General features: G+C 68.6%; 17 protein-coding genes. 8 read left to right on the plus strand and 9 right to left on the minus strand.

The genetic code is table 11. The annotated features are described in order from the left end of the window. Positions 1-106 precede the first annotated feature (106 nt). The 6 genes from GA0115254_RS21670 to fusA form a co-directional block, all read right to left on the minus strand. Positions 107-3,745, minus strand: a complete 3,639-nt coding sequence (locus GA0115254_RS21670) for a S1 family peptidase (protein ID WP_093896952.1) — start codon at positions 3,743-3,745, stop codon at positions 107-109. A 26-nt stretch (positions 3,746-3,771) separates the two neighbouring features. Then, positions 3,772-4,074 carry a trypco2 family protein gene (locus GA0115254_RS21675; RefSeq protein WP_093896953.1) on the minus strand — a complete coding sequence of 101 codons (303 nt, stop codon included), beginning with the start codon at positions 4,072-4,074 and terminating at the stop codon, positions 3,772-3,774. Between the two features lie 506 nt (positions 4,075-4,580). After that, the gene (locus GA0115254_RS21680) at positions 4,581-4,940 is read right to left on the minus strand and encodes a hypothetical protein (protein WP_093896954.1); all 360 of its coding nucleotides are present in this window, start codon (positions 4,938-4,940) and stop codon (positions 4,581-4,583) included. A 371-nt stretch (positions 4,941-5,311) separates the two neighbouring features. Further along, positions 5,312-6,301: a hypothetical protein gene (locus GA0115254_RS21685; RefSeq protein ID WP_141720890.1), complete on the minus strand. Its 990-nt coding sequence runs from the start codon at positions 6,299-6,301 to the stop codon at positions 5,312-5,314. Continuing rightward, the gene (locus GA0115254_RS21690) at positions 6,265-6,729 is read right to left on the minus strand and encodes a hypothetical protein (protein WP_141720891.1); all 465 of its coding nucleotides are present in this window, start codon (positions 6,727-6,729) and stop codon (positions 6,265-6,267) included. Before GA0115254_RS21690 ends, GA0115254_RS21685 begins: the two co-directional genes overlap by 37 nt. 639 nt (positions 6,730-7,368) lie before the next feature. Beyond that, positions 7,369-9,468 carry an elongation factor G gene (gene fusA / locus GA0115254_RS21700; protein WP_093896957.1) on the minus strand — a complete coding sequence of 700 codons (2,100 nt, stop codon included), beginning with the start codon at positions 9,466-9,468 and terminating at the stop codon, positions 7,369-7,371. Between the two features lie 579 nt (positions 9,469-10,047). Here fusA and GA0115254_RS21705 point away from each other — a divergent pair. Continuing rightward, the gene (locus GA0115254_RS21705; RefSeq protein ID WP_093896958.1) at positions 10,048-10,680 is read left to right on the plus strand and encodes a class I SAM-dependent methyltransferase; all 633 of its coding nucleotides are present in this window, start codon (positions 10,048-10,050) and stop codon (positions 10,678-10,680) included. Positions 10,681-10,719: 39 nt separating this feature from the next. On the opposite strand, the gene GA0115254_RS21710 is transcribed toward GA0115254_RS21705, so the two are convergent. From GA0115254_RS21710 to GA0115254_RS21720, 3 genes are all read right to left on the minus strand, one after another. Further along, positions 10,720-11,046, minus strand: coding sequence for a hypothetical protein (locus GA0115254_RS21710; protein ID WP_093896959.1), 327 nt, complete (start codon positions 11,044-11,046; stop codon positions 10,720-10,722). A 120-nt stretch (positions 11,047-11,166) separates the two neighbouring features. Then, positions 11,167-12,039: a DUF2510 domain-containing protein gene (locus tag GA0115254_RS21715; RefSeq protein ID WP_093897003.1), complete on the minus strand. Its 873-nt coding sequence runs from the start codon at positions 12,037-12,039 to the stop codon at positions 11,167-11,169. Positions 12,040-12,141: 102 nt separating this feature from the next. Further along, complete coding sequence (locus GA0115254_RS21720; RefSeq protein ID WP_093896960.1) at positions 12,142-12,735, minus strand: TetR/AcrR family transcriptional regulator; 594 nt, start codon at positions 12,733-12,735, stop codon at positions 12,142-12,144. A gap of 77 nt (positions 12,736-12,812) precedes the next feature. Between GA0115254_RS21720 and GA0115254_RS21725 the strand changes: the two genes are divergently transcribed. From GA0115254_RS21725 to GA0115254_RS21755, 7 genes are all read left to right on the plus strand, one after another. Next, positions 12,813-14,345: a class I adenylate-forming enzyme family protein gene (locus GA0115254_RS21725; RefSeq protein WP_093897004.1), complete on the plus strand. Its 1,533-nt coding sequence runs from the start codon at positions 12,813-12,815 to the stop codon at positions 14,343-14,345. Continuing rightward, positions 14,342-15,121, plus strand: a complete 780-nt coding sequence (locus tag GA0115254_RS21730; protein ID WP_093896961.1) for a crotonase/enoyl-CoA hydratase family protein — start codon at positions 14,342-14,344, stop codon at positions 15,119-15,121. Before GA0115254_RS21725 ends, GA0115254_RS21730 begins: the two co-directional genes overlap by 4 nt. A 115-nt stretch (positions 15,122-15,236) precedes the next feature. Then, on the plus strand, positions 15,237-16,283 hold the full coding sequence (locus tag GA0115254_RS21735; RefSeq protein WP_093896962.1) for a S66 family peptidase: 1,047 nt from the start codon (positions 15,237-15,239) through the stop codon (positions 16,281-16,283). A gap of 144 nt (positions 16,284-16,427) precedes the next feature. Continuing rightward, positions 16,428-17,162: a FadR/GntR family transcriptional regulator gene (locus GA0115254_RS21740; RefSeq protein ID WP_093896963.1), complete on the plus strand. Its 735-nt coding sequence runs from the start codon at positions 16,428-16,430 to the stop codon at positions 17,160-17,162. Positions 17,163-17,320: 158 nt separating this feature from the next. After that, a complete protein-coding gene (locus GA0115254_RS21745) occupies positions 17,321-18,088 on the plus strand; it encodes a (Fe-S)-binding protein (RefSeq protein ID WP_093896964.1) in 768 nt (255 codons plus the stop codon). Next, a complete protein-coding gene (locus GA0115254_RS21750) occupies positions 18,085-19,632 on the plus strand; it encodes a lactate utilization protein B (protein ID WP_093896965.1) in 1,548 nt (515 codons plus the stop codon). The genes GA0115254_RS21745 and GA0115254_RS21750 overlap by 4 nt, the downstream gene beginning before the upstream one ends. After that, positions 19,629-20,261, plus strand: a complete 633-nt coding sequence (locus GA0115254_RS21755; RefSeq protein WP_093896966.1) for a LutC/YkgG family protein — start codon at positions 19,629-19,631, stop codon at positions 20,259-20,261. Before GA0115254_RS21750 ends, GA0115254_RS21755 begins: the two co-directional genes overlap by 4 nt. The last annotated feature ends 26 nt before the right edge of the window (positions 20,262-20,287 follow it).

Below are 20,287 nucleotides of genomic sequence, written 5' to 3' on the forward strand. Positions count from 1 at the left end.
CTCCAGGGCGCAAGTCGACAGCGCGGACGGAGCGCCCGCCGACCATGGCCAGGTGGATTCGGCCTCGTGGACAGCGGCGGCCTTGGCGTAGAGATTTCGAGGTCCGTCAGCACCGGGCCGATGGTCCTGAGCCGGCTCCCAGTTGTTCTCGGGAGGCGTCGCGCAGCGATTCCGCATCCAATGCCGAGCGGAGGCGATCGGCGAATGGAAGCTCTCCATGCCGGGTCAACCAGCAATCCGCCAGGCGCATCGCGTGGACTCTTTGGCTCGGGGAGAGTGCCGGGAGAGTGAGTAGATCCTCGATGACCAGACGTGCCTTTGGCAGCATGCCGTGCTCTTGGAGCCAGCGCAGGGAGGTGTCGATGGCGCGGGATCGCCGATCCTCGTCAAGGGCCGGATGGCGCAGGACACCGGAGAACACGGAGCGGACCTTCGTCGACCGGTCGGTGCTCAGACGGTTCAGAGCGATGTCGATGCCGATGCGTGCTTGTTCGACGGACAGGTCCGGGCGTGTGAGGAAGGAGGCGAGGACCGAGCGCTGGGCCTTGCCGCCGTGGCAGGCCAGCCACCGCAGGCTGGCGTCCGCGACGGACCGTGCTTGATCGCGCGTCAGCCCGTCGAGCTGGCTGAGCATGACGGCCATGAGCACGTGATCGTTCGGACGTGCGAGGAGCGCGGCACACCCGAGACGGATGGCACGCTGTAGCTGCGCGGACGGCAGGTCCGGCACGCGCAGGAGGGGCCCCAGCGCCGAACTGAACGCCTCGTGCTCCGGGTGGCTGTCAAGCCATGTGAAGGCGAGCGTGACGGCGGTCCGAGCCTGGTCCTGGGTGAGTTCCTCGTAGTGCATGAGCAGGCGGAGGAGTATGGCCGGGGCGGACTGGGCGTCAGGTTGCGACCTCAGCCGTTCCAGGAGGGGGGTGGCAGCGTCCGCCACGCTGTCGGCGGACAGCAGCGTGCCAATGACGCGGGAGAGTGCCGGGTGCTCGGCAGGACCCTCGGCGGCCCACGATCGGGCGACGGCGATCATCCTTGGACGCAGCTCCGGCGGGCACCCGTCCGTGGACAGGAGTCTGTGCAGGACCCGACCCGTGCTCGGGTACATCCGTCCCGCCTCCAGCCAATCCAGTGCGCTTCGGATCAGTGCTGCGCGGTCCGGGTCCGGGAGGCGGTCATGCTCGAGGAGAGCACACAGTTCCGGACCGACGTCCGAGCCCGGCCGTACATCGGCACGCAGCCACACGAGGCCGTGGTCCAGAAGTTTCCGGCAAGCGACCGCGTCGATGTCCGCACGCTGCAGAAATGCACGGATCACTGGTGCGACCCCGAGGGATCGGTACGGCGTGAGCCACGCCAATACGATCGCGACTACTTTCTGCAGCCGATGCCTGGAGTGGTCCATGCTGAGCAGGCGTTTCAACAGCGCAGGCGTATGACGCCAGTCGGGCCGGGGAGACACCCAGGCAAGGGTGCAGTCGACCACCAGGTCCTCGGCCTCCGGCGGAAGGTCGGGGCGCTCGAGCAGGGCGAGCAGAAGATACTCGGTGTCGGTCTGTCCGCCCCGGCGAACGAGCCACCCGACAGAAGCCTCGACAAGGCATGCGGGAGCAGGATCCATGCCTCTCAGGGCGGCGGTAAGGAACGGCCGAGCGGTGTGGTCGGCCTCGGCACGGGCGAGCCAGGGAGCAACGAGCGTGTTCCACACAGTGCGATCGAATCCTTGCCAGGGCCGGCTTGTCACCATCGTCAGCAGCGCCTGTCCGCCGTCATCACCGGCGTCCGCCAAAAGGTGTCCGAGCTGATCCGCCTGGGCCGTGAGCCATTCCTTGCAAAAGCGTTCCAGGGCAGCGAACCGATGAGTGGGGCCATGCGCTGCCATGTCGACAGCCAGCCGTCGGAGATGGCCGGTGAAAATGGAGAATGTACGCGCATGCTGCGTAAATGTGGCAAAGAGTGCACCGGCGGTGGCTGCGTCGATGCTCCATCCGGGAGAAGGCATCAGAGACTGCAGTAGGAGTTCGTCGGTGACGATGTCGTGGACCACGACCAGCTGACCGCCGACCTCATCGAGCCACCCGAGAGAGATCAGCGTGTCGACGACACGCCGCCCTCCGAACGGAACGGTCGACCCGCCGGCCATCGTGAGAAACGTGTCGATGGCCTGTTCGACGATCATCCGGGGCTGAGGGCTCGCTGCAACCGCCACGGTGAAGGCCAGCCGCTCGACGTCGGGGGAGGCGACATCCCAGGGGGAGGGGCTGAGCACGGGGTTCGCGGCGAGCGCGTCCCGCCGTATGCCCTCGCGCAGCCAGTCCAGCAGCTCGCCGGGCCGGATCGATGCCGCCACCCCCGGTGGGTGCTGGGCGAGCCCCTGCTCCTCGATCGCCCGCGCGATCAACAGTGCGATCACCGGGCGCCGCCCGCAGAGCTGGGACAGCGCCTCGTTCCCCCATAGGCGCACGGTTTCAGGTGCCGCGCGCCGAACCACTTGGGCGATGATCGCGGACTGGTGTGGCCAGTCCTCCCGGACATAGATCTCATCCAGCACTCGACCACTGCCGCGGAGCTGAACCGTGTGCAGAGACCCGGGCCGGACGGAGGCCAGGCACGTCACGGTCACACCACGCCGCTTGGCCTCCGGAATCAGCACTTCGGCGAGGACACGTAGGTCGACCTGTGGGCAGGCGTCGAGGTAGTCCAGTATCAGCAGCACGCGTCGGCGGCCGCAGGAGATGACGGATGTGGCGACATCGTCGACCGTCACAGCGCTGTCGGGCTGGACATGCAGGACTTGCCAGCCCGCGCGGTCTGCCCGGTGGGCGACCTCGAAGCATGTCCGCGTCTTGCCCGAGCCGGCTGGCCCGATCAGCAGCGCCCCTCGTGAGCGGGCGGTGCTGAGCCGGGCGAACAGGTGGTCCGGATGCGATGCGTGGTCCATCCCCGGATGGATGAAGGGAAGGTGCTCCTCGTCGAGATAACTGCGTCGTCCGAGCAGGCGCCGTACGACCTCGGCGTGGGTGAGTACGCGGTCGCGTACGGCTGGGTGGAGCGGAGGCGGCAGGAAGTCCCCCGCCGGCACTGGCTCCACCCCGTGCTCGGTCAGCAGGTGCGCGAATTCGGGATCGCGGGCTACCTGGGAGAGGCCAGTCGCGGTGAGGCTCGCTGCGCCGGACGGAACGTGGTGGCTCGTGCACACGCCAACGAGAACACCGTCGTGCGTGACGACCCCTGCCCCGGACACGCCCTTCCAGGGAGATCCGCTTGAATGCTGCGGCGCAGGGCTGCTGAGGGCCAGCTCCATCTCGTGGCCCCCCAGGAAGGAGCCCAGAAGGATCGCCCCGGTCAACTGACGCGTTGTCGGCACATCCTGACGCGACGCATAGTCGGGGAACCCGACCGCGATGAACGGTACCGACCCCACCGTTCGGGGCAGGATGCCCCACCGGGCGGGAGGGATGGCATGCCCGCCTTCCCCGAGAACCAGAAGGGCGAGGTCCACCTCTTTGATCCGGTGCCGCAACACCGTGGTGACCTGAACCTTCTGCGCCGACTGCCCTGGCAGTCTCACCTCATAGCTGTCACCGGGTCGGGTGAAGCCGTGGCCGGCGCAGATGGCCAGTCGTGAGGCGAGCATGAAACCGGAAGCGGCGAAACGAGGGACACCGTCGGATCCGCGGCGCACCACCATGGCCACGCGCTCCAGGGCCTGCTGCGCGGCGATCAGATCAGCCACGGCCGAGGCCACTTTCGTTGGACCGACTCATGATGACGTCAGTCCTCCAGAACGGCTCCACGTCCTGAATCCGTCAGGACCGAGCCGCCGTCGGCCGTCTCGGCCGCGAGTTCCAAAGACACGGTGTGTGTGGCGGAGGCGCCCCCGGTCGCCTTCCCGCCGGCGGACAGCACCCAGAACTTGACCCCGCCCTGGGTCTCTGCCGATGCCGTCACCGCGACCTGCACGTCCAGCTTCACCGACTGCACTCGAAGCCGGACCGGTTGGCCCTCGCCGTCCGCCATGGCCTGTGCCAACTCGCCACGCAGTGCCTTGATGGTCTCCGCCAGACCGATCTCCATCAGTCCCCCTCTTCCGGACCGCTGCCGCCACCATCGTGCCCGTGGGGTGATGGTGGTGGAGACGGCCTACGTGATCACCTGATCATGGTAAACGGTCGAGCCGAAGATGTTCGGGGGTCTGCGGCGATGTGGTCTGCGTCCGTATGCCGCCCTGGAATCCGCACCGGACAAGGCATTCGCGCGCCGCCACGACGAGGACATACGAGCCGAGGCGGGCCGAGGGGCCGCCCGGCGAACGAGCGGCCTGACCTTTCTGGGACCTGGCCATGGTGGGCCCGCGTGATGCCACGGTCCGGTACCGCAACCCCGCCAGGCGGCCCGTGCACCCGCACCGTCTCCACCGGGACTCACCTGGAACCCCCGGCTGCATCGACATCGACACCCTCCCCGTACGACGACTTCGGCGCCCAAGACCCCAACCGGGTCTTGGGCGCCGACGTCACGCCGGGCCCCGAATCGACCGACAGTGTCCGATTCTTGGAGAGGCCCTCACAAACTCAGGCGTGTCAGCTGTGGATGAACCACCAGTCGTCGGCCTGGTTCGGCTCGACGTAGTCCTGCCTCTCGCTGACGGTGACGTTGCCGGAGCAGCCGGCGCTCGAGTAACCGACCCAGTGCAGGTCCCACTTCCACCACCAGCCGCCGATGTAGTTGTCCTTGACGGGGGTGTTGAAGCAGGCGGTGGTGTACTGGCCGGCGTGGTTCCATCCGGCGACCTGGATGGAGTAGGTGCTGCCCTGGGTGTCGTAGAAGCGCAGCTGCTGGCCATTGGATCCGGCGAAGGCGGAGCCGGAGCCGAGCACCGCGAGGGCCGCGCCGGCGGCGGCTACGGTACCGATCCTGGCGAGCTTGGTCTTGATGGTCACGGGTTTTCCTTCCGGAGGCAGCCGTACGACATGACGAAGTGGTCGGCTTGGGGCGGGGTAACCATGCGTCGCCGAAGAGACGATGGAGGAGGAGCGACCGGTGGTGGGCTTCTCGCGGAAGCGTCTTACAGGCCGTTCCGGACGTAGTTGTCGCTGCCTTGGTTCCAGGGAACCAGGCGTCGTGGGTGCCATGGTCGGCGACCGGGCAGTCATCGGAGCGGGAGGGGGTGCAGCGGACGTCGCCCCACCACCAGCCGTCGAGGTTGTGTACTTTGTCGGTTCGGCATGCACGGTGAAGTCTTCAGCCGTATCGCGCATGATTCGGCCGATACGAGGGTCCATCACATCCTTCCGGCCCTCCAATTCCCCTTCTAGTGACCGGCCGTAGTGGCGAGGACATCGTCAACCGCTTTCATCTTCCTCTGATGCATCAGGTACAACTTGTCGAGGGTTTCGCGGTGTTGCCGGATCAGGGACTGTTGCTTCTCGGACTCGACGGACAGCCACACCTGGGGGAGCTGTACGGACTCCTTGCACGTGACGTCGGCGACCGCCGTTCGCTTCTCCAACGTGGAAATGGCAGGGCCGAGGAACCGTTGGTCAGCCATGGCGTCCATCGGGGTCGCATAGGAGAAGCCCGACGACTTCATGCAGGAGGACCACCGGGCGAAGACCGCCCGCACGCGCGCGTCCTGCGTCGATTCCCGGTTGGCGCGGCTGTTGATCAGGCTCGCGATCTCCGAGCCGGCGGGGTAGGTGAAGGGTGCGTGGATCCTGTCGTTCGCCTCCTTCGTGCAACCCCCCTTCGGAATCTGCCGTCCATGAAGAACAGGAAGGGGTGACGGGGGCGGCGCCGCTGTCCCCGCCGGCGCGTACGGAGTCGTCGTGCCATGGAGAACCAGCATGAGATCGTCGTCGATCCGCGTCCGCTTCTCCGGCGTCTTCCGAATCGGGAGATGGTAGCCCTCCGCCTCGGCCTCACGGCGCCTGATCAGGCCGTACCGCCGATCCGACGGTTGCTGTGCGGACGCGTCGTACACCGGTGCCTGGGCAACGATGCCGAACCTGCGGACGCACGCGTTGATCAGAGCGTCCTCGGCGGTCGAGATCCTGGCGTGCTGAGCCGCCGTGAAACTGTATGCCGCGAGCGGCAGACTGAAGGTCGGAGAGGGCGTTTCACGCGCTGCCGGGTTCTCCGGAGAAGCGGGCGCGACCGATGCCGAGCTCGTGGTTTCCCGAGGCACGGATCCGGATTCGGAGGTGCACGCGCTCATGCTGATGAGCGACAGGGCCGACAGCATGATCCGGAGGACTGGGGTCATCCTCACTGGAACTGGTAGCACGTTCCCGTGTAGGCCCACGTCATGGACGCGTTGTTGTTGTAGGTGTAGTGGAGCTGGTACGCCTTGGAGTTGGGGGCGATCGCGTCGCACGCCCCGCCGTAGTTGCTGTTGAAGTAGATGGTCGCCCACGTCTTGGAGGGCCACCCCATGGTGTTGGTGTAGCCGGAAGCCGCGTGGTTCTTGACGCTCTGCCCCAGGCCGGCGCCCGTGAGCCCGGGCCACTCGAACTTGTACGGCTCGAAGTTCGGAATGGGAGTGTCCCAGAACGTTTCGCCCGCGCCCCCGAAGTTGCTGTTGTAAAACAGGTTGAGGCAGTTGTGGTTGTATCCGTCATTGGGACACGCCGGCCCCACTCCCGCGGAAGCTGCCGGAGCAGCGGCGATGGTCCCCATCGTCACCGCGGCCACAGTGGTGAACAACGCAGCCGCACGCTTGATCCTACGCAAGATCTCCCCCTGATTTGATGTTGGTCGGAGCGATGGAACCGATCTTGCTCGTGCCCATTAACAGCTGTCTAACAGGGGTTGTTAGAGGCCGCCTGGCTGCGCGGACACCCGCCCGGAGCGCGTTCCCGATGGCGACCCCGCGCGCCTGCGGAGACCGCGCCGCTACGATGACGAGGTTCTTCGAGCGGGTCAACGGCATCGGTACGGCCGATGCCACACCGGCGGCCCAGAAGCAGGTCGCGGCGGACGTCATCGCGGCTTACGAACAGATCATCACCCGGACCCACGCGACGGGCATTCGGGTGTACGGAGCGACGTCGGCCCCGTTCGGAGCGCATACCCCTACGACGACCCGGACGGCTACCGGGAGGAGGTCCGGCAGACGGTCAACACCTGAGCACGAGCGGCCGCTTCGACAGCGTGCTCGACTTCGGAAAAGGTCGCACGCGATCCGCTCGATCCCCGCCGACTCAGGGCGTCGGCGACCATCTGTACCTCAACCGGTCGGGCTACCGGGCGCCGGCGGACGCGGTCCCGACCCGGCTGTTCTGGCCGGCACCGCTTCCCAGGTGCTTCGGCTGCAACCGACCCCGCGCCTTCGACGGCCCCGCCCGCGTACGGGCGCGGCCGTCGAAGGTTCTACCGGTCCGGTGTCCCGCGAGGCACCGCGCCCGGTGCCGGGGCGTAACCGGTGGCCCGAGTGGTGAACGTTCCCCGGCCCTGGGTCCGGCTGCGCAGCCGGGTCGCATAGCCGAACAGCTCGGCCAGCGGCACGGTCGCGGTGATCACGGACGTGCCGGCCCGCGCGGTCGAGCCCGAGACCCGGCCACGCCGTGCCGCCAGGTCACCGAGCACCCCGCCCACGGCGTCGTCGGGCACGGTGACCGTGACCTCCACCACCGGTTCCAGCAGCACCATCACGCTGTTGCGCAGCGCCTCACGGAGCGCGAGCCGGCCGGCCGTCCGGAACGCCATCTCCGACGAGTCCTTGGAGTGGGTGGCCCCGTCGGCCAGCGTGACCCGCAGTCCGGTCACCGGGTGTCCGCCGAGGGGCCCCTCCGCCAGGGCATCCCGGCAGCCGGCCTCCACCGCCCGGACGTACTCCTGCGGCACCCGGCCACCGGTGACGGTCGACCGGAACACGAAGTCCACTGCATCGCCAGTGCCGTTGTCTCCGGCGGCTTCCAGCGGCTCCACATCGAGGACGACATGAGCGAACTGGCCGGCACCTCCGTCCTGCTTGACGTGCCGGTACACCAGTCCGGACACCCCTCGGACGACCGTCTCCCGGTAGGCCACCTGCGGCCGGCCGACGCCGATCTCCAGCCCGTGAGCACGACGGATCTTCTCCACCGCGACCTCCAGATGCAGTTCCCCCATTCCGGACAGCACCGTCTGACCGGTCTCGGGATCGGTCCGGACCGCCAGCGAAGGATCCTCCTCGACCAATCGCGCCAGCGCCGACACCAAGCGTTCGGTGTCGATGCGTCTGCGGGCCTCGACCGCCACAGAGACGACCGGATCGGCAACGGAGGGCGGTTCGAGAACCAAGGGCGCCGCGGGTGTGCACAGGGTCGCCCCGGCACGGGCGGCCTTCAGCCCGATCACCGCGACGATGTCCCCGGCCACCGCCTGCTCCACGTCCGAGTGCTGTCCGGCCTGCACCCGCAGGATCCGGCCGATTCGCTCGTTGCGCCGCGCGCCCACGTCCAGCACCGCGTCCCCCTTCCGGATCGTTCCCGAATACACGCGCAGGTAGGTCAGCCGCCCCGTGGCCGTCGAGTTCACCTTGAACACCAGCGCGGCGAACGGTGCCGCCGGGTCGGCGGACCGCTCCTGCACCGCGCCGTCCAGGCTGCCGCGTACCGCCGGCACATCCAGTGGCGAGGGCAGGTAGGCCACGACGGCCTCCAGCAGCGGTTCGATCCCTCGGTTGCGGTAGGCCGAACCGCACAACACCACAACGCCCTCACCGGTACGGGTCAGGTCACGCAGGGCGGTGGACAGGGTCTGTGCGGAGACCGTCGACTCCGCACAGAACTCCTCCAACGCGACCGGATGGAGTTCCGCCACCGTCTCCTCGAGCAGTCGGCGGCGCCGGTGCGCCTCTTCCCACAGGGCGTCGGGCACCCGGCCCTCCTCGAACGTGCCGCGGCCGTCGGCCCAGACCAGCGACCGCATACGCAGCAGATCCACCACCCCGGTGAACCCGTCCTCCTTTCCGATCGGCAGCTGTGCCACCAGCGGGACCGTGTGAAGCCGCGCCCTTATCGACGCGACCGCCGTGTCGAGGTCGGCACCGGCACGGTCCAGCTTGTTGACGAACGCGATTCGCGGCACCCCGTGCCGATCGGCCTGCCGCCACACCGACTCGCTCTGCGGTTCGACCCCGGCGACAGCATCGAACACCGCGATCGCGCCGTCGAGCACCCGCAGCGAGCGCTCCACCTCGTCGGAGAAGTCGACATGGCCCGGGGTGTCGATCAGATTGATCCGGTGGCCGTCCCAGGCACAACTCACCGCAGCGGCAAAGATGGTGATCCCACGGTCGCGTTCCTGGGAATCGAAGTCGGTGACTGTCGTCCCGTCATGGACCTCGCCCCGCTTGTGGGTGGTGCCGGTGAGGTAGAGGATCCGTTCGGTGACGGTGGTCTTGCCGGCATCGACATGGGCGAGGATGCCCAGATTGCGAACGCCGGTCAGCGGACTGGTGAGATGACGGTGCAGGTCGGTACGCACGGCCCATGGCCTTTCGGGGTGATCCGGATCGGGTCGGCGCAATTCCCGGACGAACCGGCCTGTGGTCAGGCCCCGCAGAAACCCCTGATGCGGCGCACCGCATCGCGGCACAGCCGCCCGTGCGGCTCAACACCTGCAGGAATGGGGTCAGTTGTTCGTCACGGACATCCGATGCCAGCCGCGCAGCGGGCACCGGGCACACGAGGACACCAGGATCACCTCGTACCGCGACTGGGGGACGACAACAGCGGTGCGGTAACGCACGGCCGGTCTCCCCTCACTCGTCACGGTGCGCGCTGCGATGGTGTTGCAGCGTGCGATCGGTGGCGAGTGTAGTGAACCCGGTGCCGGCAGCTCACCGGGTTTTTCTGCCCGGCGCCGTGTCCGGCGACCCGCGCATCGGACCGGGTCGGCTTCTCCTGCCCGGCCATCGGCGGCTGGGAGATCCCGGACTCGGTCCCGGCGTGCAACCAGGTCGCCCTGATCCCTCATGTGACGTGCCCCGATCGGGCGTTGAAGGTCGCTGCGAATGATGAAACGATCCCGAGGAGCCGTCGGGGCAACGGAAGGACCACATCGATGAACGAAGACCACGGCCTCCCGGCCGCGCGGGTGTTCGATGCTCTGGGCGCCGAGTACGAGCGGGCGTTCGCCGGCTCGGCCACCCACCACGCCTCGCTGAAAAGGCTGTTGGAGCACATCGGACCGCACAGCCGGGTCCTGGACGTGGGCTGCGGAACAGGCCGGCCGACCGCGCAGACCCTGGTCGACGCCGGTCACGACGTGCTGGGTGTCGACGTCTCGCCCGTCATGGTGGACCTGGCGGCCCGACAAGTGCCCGGCGCATCCTTCGAGTGTGCCGATATTCGCGAACTTCCCCTGGACGAGGGGAGTTTCGATGCGGTCTGCGTGTACTTCTCGTTGCTGCAGATGTCCCGCGACGAGCAGTCCCGACTCCTGGGGAAGCTGGCGCGACTGCTGGTACCCGGAGGCCACCTGGTCGTCGCGACGGTGCCGCTGGACGTCGAGGACGTCGGCGTCGTCTTCATGGGACAGAAGGTGCGGGCGACCAGCTTCGGCGCCGACGAATTCGCCGAGCTGGTCGCCCGGGCCGGATTCACGGTCCTCTGGGAGCACAGCAGCCTGTTCACCCCGGCCTACGAAGCAGCGGTGGCCGAGCCCCAGTTGTTCCTGCACTGCCGACGGGCCTGACATACGGGGGCCTGCCCGGAGGACAGGCCCGTTGATCTGTCAGCGCTCGCGCAGCAGCACCCCGAGCCGTCGTGGGCGACGTACCCCGGGGCATCGCTGCACAAGAGCGCCCGGGCGCTTGCAGGCGTTCAGCGGGCCCTTCCAGCTGCGTAGCGCATGCCTGCCGCATCTGCGCCACTGCGCGGGCGAGACGGGTACGGGCTGCCCACCCCTGGTGACCATTGCGTTGACCGGCGTCATCGGATCCGTCGCCATGGTCTTGGCCAGCAGCACGCCGATCACCAGCGGGGCCAGGGTCACGGCCAGGGCCGTACCGGCGGTCGTGACGTGCTGCATGCGGGGGCGGGGCGGTGCGTCAGGAGCCATGGCCGTCATTCGACCAGCGATGGCCCGGTCAGGAATCGGACGACGTACTCAGTCCGGTCGTCCTTTCGTACTCACCGGTGCACGACGCCCGCCCCGCCGTCCTGATCGGGCGCAACGCTCCTACGCGGTGGTGCCGGGACCGGAGCCCGTTCCCGATGCGGCCTTGATGCCCTTGGTGATGTCGTCCATGACGGAGAGCTCCGGCGCCTTCGTGTTGATGTCGAAGCCGGAACGGACGACGATCAGCGTGTCCGTGGAGCGGGGGGACGGGAACGCCAGCGACTGGACGTACCCGTCGTCACCGCTCTTCGTCACCACTTTCCAGCGCACCAGATAGCCCCGCTCACCGGCCACGGTGACCGGCCCCGACTTGAGCTCCTGATGCGAGGTGATGCCTCCGTAGATCTTCTCGCCGTAGGACTCCGTCGCGTTGGCGGAGATGTCCTTCGTCGCCGTGGCCTTCGCCGTTGTGGTGTCGAGCTTCAGGGCCTTCGCCGGCATGGAGAACACCCCGCCGCGCACGCACTCCTGGGACGTGTCACCGGGACAGGCGTACTCGCCCGTGGTCACTCCCGCGCCCGCGATCCCCGACCTGCCCGTCCAGCCGTCGGGCACCGGGAGGCTGATCCCGCTGGCCAGGTCCGTGGCGAAGCCGTCCTCGGTCTGCGGTACCTGCTGCTCGGGTGCCCGGCTCTCACCGCCGCCCCCGGGAGCGCCCGGCCCGCGGCCGGGCGCACCGGAAGGTGCGGTGGACGGGGCAGTGGCCGCGTGCTCCTTCGAATCGCCGGAATCGTCCGACAGCAGAAAGAGGCCGCCCCCGATGGCGGCGAGTACCACCACACCTGCGGTGATGCCGATACGCAGCCGGCGGCGCCGGATCGCGGCGGGCGGCACGCGGAGATGGTCGGTCCACTGGTTGCCGTCCCACCAGCGTTCCTGAATGGGGCCAATTCCTGTATACCCGGGGTCTGGGTGCCAGCCGGGCGGGCTCATCTGGGTCACACGGCCCACCGTAGAACGGTTGCGTGAGAATCAGATGAATCCATGGGATCGGATGAACCGGGTGAATCGGGTGAACACGGTGGATCGCGCGAATCAGGTGAGGAAGCGCTCCGCCCACAGCCGCAGCATCTCGTCCCCGAACGCCGGGTCCTCGCGCAGCACGCTGGTGAGCGCCAGCCCTCGGTGCAGGACCAGCAGCGATTCGCAGAACATGGCGAAATCTTCGCGCGCCGCGACCTTCGGCCCGAAGATGTCTGAGATCACGGCGCGCTGAGCGGCGCCCACCTCCCGTTCCGCGGGCAGGAGAGCCGCTTTGAGGCCGGGATCGGTGCGGGCCGCGAGCCACAGCTCCAGACCCGCGAGAAAATGCGGTCCCGACATCGCGGTACGCAGCAGCGCGAGCCCGTGCTCCGGATGAGCGGCTCCCCCGTCCGTCTCGGCGCGGATGTGTGCGAGGCGCAACTCGGCGACATGGTGGGTCGCCGCCGCCAACAGGTCGGCCTTGGACGCGAAGTGGTGCAGCAGTGCACCCCGTGACACCCCGGCCCGTTCCTGCACCCGCTGAGTGGTCGTACCAGCGAAGCCGTGCTCCACCAGGCAGTCGATCGTGGCGTCGAGGAGCCGTTGCCGGGTCTCCTCCCTTCGCTGCTGCTGGGTGCGTCGGGTGGGCGGCGTGACGGCGGGCATGGCGCGAGCCTACGACACGGAAATGAACCAACAAACAGTCTGGACGGACTGTATGTGGCGGGTCTATGGTCCGGCACATGCTTGCTGCAGACCTGGTGCGCCGCGGTGCCGCGCGTTTCGCAGGACGTATCGCCGTGCATTTCGAAGACCGTTCCCTCACCTATGCGGAGGTGGACGAGGCCGCAAACCGCCTCGCCCATGTCCTGGCCGGACTCGGCGTCTCACGGGGCGACCGTGTCGGGCTGCTCCTGGGCAACGGGCTGTGGTCCGTCTCCGTCGACTTCGCCTGCCTCAAGGCCGGCGTCGCCCGCGTCCCCCTCAACGGCCGGCTCTCCGCTGCCGAACACACCCGTATGCTCCGGGACACTGGCGTCACACTGCTGGTGTACGGGCCCGAGCTCGCCGAGCGGGCGCTCGAACTGGGCTCGTCCGTGGCCGGGTTGAGGCTCGCCTGCCTGGGTGAGTCCAAGGATGCGGACCACCTCGACCTGATGGCCGCGATGCGCGGGGCGAGTGCCGCCGACCCGATGCTGCCCGCCGCGCCGGACGACGTCATCCTGATCCTCTACACCTCCGGCACCACCGGCACGCTCAAGGCGGCCCAGCACACCCAGGCGAGCTACGCCGCGATCACCGCGAACATCCTGTCCAATCTCGTCTCGCCGGGCCGGGACGATGTGATGCTGCATGCCGCGTCCCTCATCCACGCCAGTGGCACCTTCGTGTTGCCGTACTGGGTGCGGGGCGGCGCGTCCGTCGTCCTCGGTGGCTTCGACCCGGACGAGTACCTCGCCGCCATCCCCCGGTACGGGGTGACCGCCGTCAACCTCGTCCCCACCATGCTCGGCATGCTCTTCACCGAAGGGCGGGCCGAGCGCGCGGACCTCGCCCGGCTGTCCACCGTCGTCTACGGCGCGAGCCCGATGCCGCGCCCGCTCATCGAGCACGCACTGGACGCCTGGGGCCCCAGATTCGTCCAGTACTTCGGCCAGACCGAGGCACCGCTGTGCGTCACGGTGCTGGACAAGGACGATCACGCCGAGGGCGGCGCGCTGCTCGGTGCCGCCGGGCACCCCGCCGTCGATGTGCAGCTCGCCCTCACCGACGAGGGCGGCGCCCCGGTCGCGGCCGGTGAGATCGGCGAGGTGCGCGTCAAGGCCCCCTTCGCCATGACCGGTTACTACAACGAGCCCGGGCTGACCGCGCAGAGCCTCGGCCCCGACGGCTGGGTCCGCACCCGCGACCTCGCACGCTTCGACGACCGTGGCTATCTCCATCTCGTCGACCGCACCAGCGACATGATCATCACGGGTGGTTACAACGTCTACCCGCGAGAGGTCGAGGACGCGCTCGCGAGCCACCCCGCCGTCGCCCAGTGCGCCGTGGTCGGCGCCCCCGACCCCGTCTGGGTCGAGGCCGTCACCGCCTTCGTCACCCTGCGAGCGGGGGCCGAGGTCTCCGAAGCCGCCCTGCGCGAACATGTACGCGCCCGGCTGGCCGGGTACAAGGTTCCGAAGACCGTGCACTTCGTGGACACCATTCCGTACTCCCCGGTCGGCAAGATTCTCCGCCGGGCCCTGCGCGATCCCCTGTGGGAGGGCGAACGATGAGCGAGAATCCTGCAGTACGGATCGAGCGCGACGGCCCGGTGTTCACGGTGATCCTCAGCCGGCCCGAGGTCCGTAACGCCGTTGACGGTCCGACGGCGGACCGAATCGCCGATGCCTTCCGTCGGTTCGAGGCCGACCCGGAGGCGGCCGTCGCCGTGCTGTGGGGCGAGGGCGGCACGTTCTGTGCCGGCGCAGACCTGAAGGGAATCGGCACGGAACGCGGCAACAAGGTCCTGGCCGAGGGTGACGGGCCGATGGGTCCGACCCGGATGAGCCTGAGCAAGCCCGTCATCGCGGCGGTCGCGGGGCATGCGGTGGCCGGAGGGCTGGAGCTGGCCGTCTGGTGCGATCTGCGGGTGGCCGAGGACGATGCGGTGTTCGGGGTGTTCTGCCGCCGCTGGGGGGTGCCGCTGGTGGACGGCGGGACCGTGCGGCTGCCGCGTCTGATCGGCGAGAGCCGGGCCATGGACATGATCCTCACCGGGCGGCCGGTCCCGGCCGTCGAGGCGCACGCCATCGGGCTCGTCAACCGGATCGTCCCGCGGGGTGAGGCTCGCCGTGCCGCGGAGCAACTCGCCCGGGAGATCGCCGCGTTCCCGCAGCTGTGTCTGCGCCACGACCGGCTCTCGGTGCGCGAGCAGCACGGTCTGAGCGAGCCGGACGCCCTGGCCTCGGAGTACCGGCACGGCCTGGTGCCGCTGACCGCGGGGGAGACTCAGGCCGGTGCCGACCGCTTCGGGGGCGGAGCGGGCCGCCACGGATCCTTCACCGACTGAACGGCGGGTCGCGCCGCGCGACGAGGGCGGCCCGTGTGACCAGCACCTGGAAGACAAACCGACCGGGGCGGAAAATTCGACGGAGCCCGGGCGCTTCGGCACATACGCTCATCGGATGTCGACACACCTGTACCCCACCAAGCCTCGGCCCGGCGATCGTGTCGCCGTGCTGTCCCCGTCATGCGGTCTCCCCGGCATCCTGCCCCTGCCCTACGAGCTGGGACTGCGCAGACTGCGGGAGGAGTTCGGGCTGGATCCGGTGGAGTACCCGACGACGCGAAAGATGGGCTCCACCCCGCAGGAGCGGGCCGCCGACATCCACGCCGCCTTCGTCGACCCCGACATCAAGGCCGTGATCTCCAGCATCGGCGGCGACGACCAGATCACCGTCCTGCCGCACCTGGACCGCGACCTCCTGCGCGCCAACCCCAAGCCCTTCTTCGGATACAGCGACTGCACCAACCTGCTGGTGTTCCTGGGCAACCTGGGCATCGTCGGCTACCACGGCGGATCAGTGATGGTCGAGATGGGGCGCCCCGGCGCGATGCACCCCCTGACCGCCGACTCCCTGAGGGCGGCGCTCTTCACCCGTGGCGCCTTCGAGCTCACCCCGTCCAAGGAGACCAACGGGGCCGACGGCCGCTGGGAGGAGCCGCGTACCTTCGACTCCGAACCCGGGATGCTGCCCTGTGACGGCTGGATCTGGCACAACGCCGACGGCCGGGCCGTCCAGGGCGCGAGCTGGGGCGGCAACCTGGAGATCCTGTCCTGGCTGCTGATGGCCGACCGTGGGATCCAGCCGGTCGCCGCCTACGCGGGCCGGGTGCTGTTCCTCGAAACGTCCGAGGAGATGCCGTCCGCCGACGAGGTCTACCGGATTCTGCGGAACATGGGGGAGCGGGGGCTGCTGCGCCAGTTCCCCGCCCTCCTCATGGGGCGGGCCAAGAACTGGTCCTTCGACCGGCCCCTCGCCGTCGAGCAGGGGGAACGGTACCGCGAGGAGCAACGCAACGCGGTCATACGGGCGTTGAGCGAATACGCGCCCGAGACCATGGCCGTCTTCGACATCGACCTCGGACACACCGATCCGCAGCAGATCATCCCGTTCGGCGGGCACATCGACGTGGACGGAGTGGGCCGCCGCATCGTCGTCACATACTGAGAACGGACGTGTCGCGACGGCCGTCGGTGGCGGGTGCCGCACGACCGACCTTTGGTCCGACCATACGTGATGTGTGACATAGTTGGAGGTCGGCAGCAGGCATGACGGCAACCGGATGATTCCGGCCGAGGCAGGGGGTGACGGATGCCCGTCGAGTGGCAACCCGTACAGCAGTCCCGTACGCATGAACTCGTGCTCCAGAGCATCGAGCAGCGGGTGTTCGCCGGTGAGCTGAGGGCCGGCGACCGGCTGCCGCCCGAGCGTGAGCTCGCACCCGTTCTCGGGGTCAGCCGGTCCGCGCTGCGTGAGGCGCTGAGGGTGCTGGAGACCATCGGTGTGCTGGTCGCCCAGCCGGGCCGGGGGCCGGACGCCGGGGCGCGGATCGTACGCAACCCGGACGACGCCCTCGGCCGGCTGCTGCGTCTGCACTTCGCCCTCGGCAGCTACAGCCTTCATGACGTCCTGGAGGCGCGCGTCGTGCTGGAGAGGTCGAGCTTCGAGGCGGCCGCGCGGCACGCGTCGAAGGAGGACCTCGACGAGGCGCAGGCCCTGGTCGTGCGGATGGGGGAGCCGGGTGTCGGGGTTCCCGAGTTCAACGACCTGGACACCCGGTTCCATGTGCACATCGCCCGCAGCTCCGGCAATGAGCTGACCTCCACGCTCACCTCGGCAGTACGTGAGTCGGTGCGCCCGCTGATCCTGCGAGCTCTGGAGGAGGCCGAGGACTGGCCGGCCACGGCCGCCGCACTCAACGCGGAGCACACCGAACTCCTGCGGCTGATGCGCGCGGGTAAGGGTGCGAAGGCCGCCGACCTGGTCGAGCAGCACATCCGCAGCCTCCACGGCACGCTGGTCGACGAGAGCTCCGAGCGGCTGTAGGGGCGGTGAGTGGCGACGGGTTGGCGCGGGAAATTGTCAGGGGCATGACTAATCATGCCGCTCCCGGGCGTGCCGCATGGCGTGCCGCACCCTTCTCGTTCCGGACCGAGGCTAGTATGGTCGGACCATAAAAATGGAGAATCGATCGGAGAGACCCCATGCGCATCGGACTCTTCGCCACCTGTCTGGGAGACACGCTCTTCCCCGAGGCGGTGAAATCGACTGCGGTCCTGCTCGCCCGCCTGGGCCATGACGTGGTGTTCCCGCCGGGACAGACCTGCTGCGGTCAGATGCACGTCAACACCGGATACCAACGCGAACCTGTGCCCCTGGTGCGGAATTTCGCCGAGCAGTTCGGTGACGCGTCGATCGACGCCGTGGTCATGCCGTCCGGCTCGTGCGCGGGCTCGGTCCGCCATCAGCACGAGATCGTCGCCGAACGGTACGGGGACGCGGCGCTGCGCGCGGGTGTCGCCACCGTCAAGGCCAAGACGTACGAGCTGTCGGAATTCCTCGTCGACGTCCTGGACGTGACCCGGGTCGGGGCGTACTTCCCGCACCGGGTGACGTACCACCCCACCTGCCACTCCCTGCGCATGCTCCGGGTCGGCGAGAAGCCGCTGAAGCTGCTCCGCGCCGTCGACTCCATCGAGCTCGTCGAGCTCCCCGATTCCGACTCCTGCTGCGGATTCGGCGGCACATTCGCCGTCAAGAACGCCGAGACGTCCACGGCGATGCTCCAGGACAAGATGCGCAACATCGCCACCACAGGAGCCGATGTCTGCACCGCGGGCGACTCGTCCTGTCTGATGCATATCGGCGGCGGACTCTCCCGTATCGCCTCGGGCACCCGTACCCTGCACCTCGCACAGATCCTGTCCTCCACCCGCACCTCGCCGTACGTCCCGACGGAGGCCGCCCGATGAGCAGCACTTTCCTCGGCATGCCCGCGACCCCGCCACGTTCCCCGTACGGAACCGGAAATCTGCGCGGTGACCGGACGTTCCCCGAGGCCGCCCACGACGAACTGCGCAATGAACAACTGCGCCGCAATCTCGGCAGGGCCACTCACACGATCCGTGCCAAACGCCTGAATGTCACCGGCGAACTGCCCGACTGGGAAGAGCTGCGCGACGCCGGCTCGGCCATCAAGACCGACACCATGAACCGGCTTCCCGAACTCCTGGAACAACTGGAGCGCAAAGTCACCGAGCGGGGCGGCACCGTCCACTGGGCGCGCGACGGAGTCGAGGCCAACGAGATCGTCACCCGGCTGGTCAAGGCGACGGGCAGCGGCGACGTCATCAAGGTCAAGTCGATGGCCACCCAGGAGATCGGCCTCAACGAGCACCTCGAATCGGCCGGTATCACCCCGTACGAGACGGACCTGGCCGAACTGATCGTCCAGCTCGCGCACGACAAACCGTCGCACATCCTGGTGCCCGCGATCCACCGCAACCGCGACGAGATCCGGCAGATCTTCCTCAAGGAGATCCCGGGCGTCGACCCGGGCCTCGACAACGTACCCGCGCATCTCGCCGCCGCGGCCCGCGCCTATCTGCGCCAGAAGTTCATGACGACCAAGGTGGCGATCTCCGGCGCCAACTTCGGTATCGCCGAGACCGGCACCCTTTGTGTCGTCGAGTCCGAGGGCAACGGCCGCATGTGCCTGACCCTGCCCGACACCCTGATCACCGTCATGGGCATCGAGAAGGTGCTGCCGCGCCATCAGGACCTCGAAGTCTTCCTGCAGTTGCTGCCGCGTTCCTCCACAGGTGAGCGGATGAACCCGTACACCTCGATGTGGACCGGTGTGACACCCGGCGACGGGCCGCAGGACTTCCATCTGGTCCTGCTCGACAACGGACGCACCGCCGCGCTCGCCGACCGGATCGGGCGCGAGGCGCTCAACTGCATCCGCTGCTCGGCCTGTCTCAATGTCTGCCCGGTGTACGAACGGGCCGGAGGCCATGCGTACGGATCGACGTACCCCGGACCGATCGGCGCGGTCCTCACCCCGCAGCTCGCCGGTATGCACGCGGCCAAGGACGACCCCAACAGCTCTTTGCCGTACGCCTCCAGCCTCTGCGGTGCCTGCTTCGACGCCTGCCCGGTCAAGATCGACATTCCGTCGCTGCTGGTCGAGCTGCGCCACCAGCACACCGAGGAGTCCGGCACGACGGCGGAGAAGCTGGCCATGAAGGCCGCGGCCGGAGTGATGAAGAGGCCGAAGCTGTACACCGCCGCGCAGAAGGGTGCGGCGATCGGCCGCGTCATCGCCGGGCGGGACGGGAAGATCTCGCATCTGCCGCCGCCGTTCGACGGCTGGAGCGACAGCCGCGACACCGCCGCCCCGCCGAAGCAGACCTTCCGCTCCTGGCTGGCATCGGCCGAAGGTGCCGCGACGATGCGGGCCGCTGCCGACGAGCACGAGAAGAACCGGAAGAACCAGAAGGAGGAGGAGAAGTGACGACCGCTCGCGAAACGGTGCTGGGCAGGATCAGGGACGCCCTGGCTCTCGCCCCGATCCAGGACACCACCGTCCGCCGTGCCTACCGCACCGGTCGCACCCTCCCCGACGACGAGCGCCTGGCCCTCTTCACCGACCGGCTCGTCGACTACAAGGCACAGGTGCACACCTGCACCGCAGACCGCACGGCACAGGTCGTCGCCGAGGTGCTGCGGGAACGCGGCGCACGGCGGATCGGTGTGCCGGCCGGACTCGACGCGGCGTGGCTCAACGCGTACGGCGGTGAGGTCCAGCAGGACTCCGCCGACATTCCGGCGCCCCGGCTCGACGCATTGGACGGGGTCGTCACCGCCTCGGCCGTCAGCTGCGCGGAGACGGGCACGATCTTTCTGGACGGCTCACCCGACCAGGGGCGGCGGGCGCTGTCCCTGGTCCCCGATCTGCATGTGTGCGTCGTCGATCTGTCGACGGTCGAGACGGGGGTTCCGGAGGCGGTGGCCCGGCTGGTGCCGGAGCGGCCCACGACGCTGATCAGCGGTCCTTCGGCCACGTCCGACATCGAACTGGAGCGGGTGGAGGGCGTGCACGGTCCGCGCACACTGGCCGTGGTGATCAGGACAGACGTGTAGGGGCGGGCGGGATTGCGCGGCCCCGG

The sequence above is a fragment of the Streptomyces sp. Ncost-T10-10d genome (genome assembly GCF_900091955.1).
Lineage (GTDB): Bacteria > Actinomycetota > Actinomycetes > Streptomycetales > Streptomycetaceae > Streptomyces.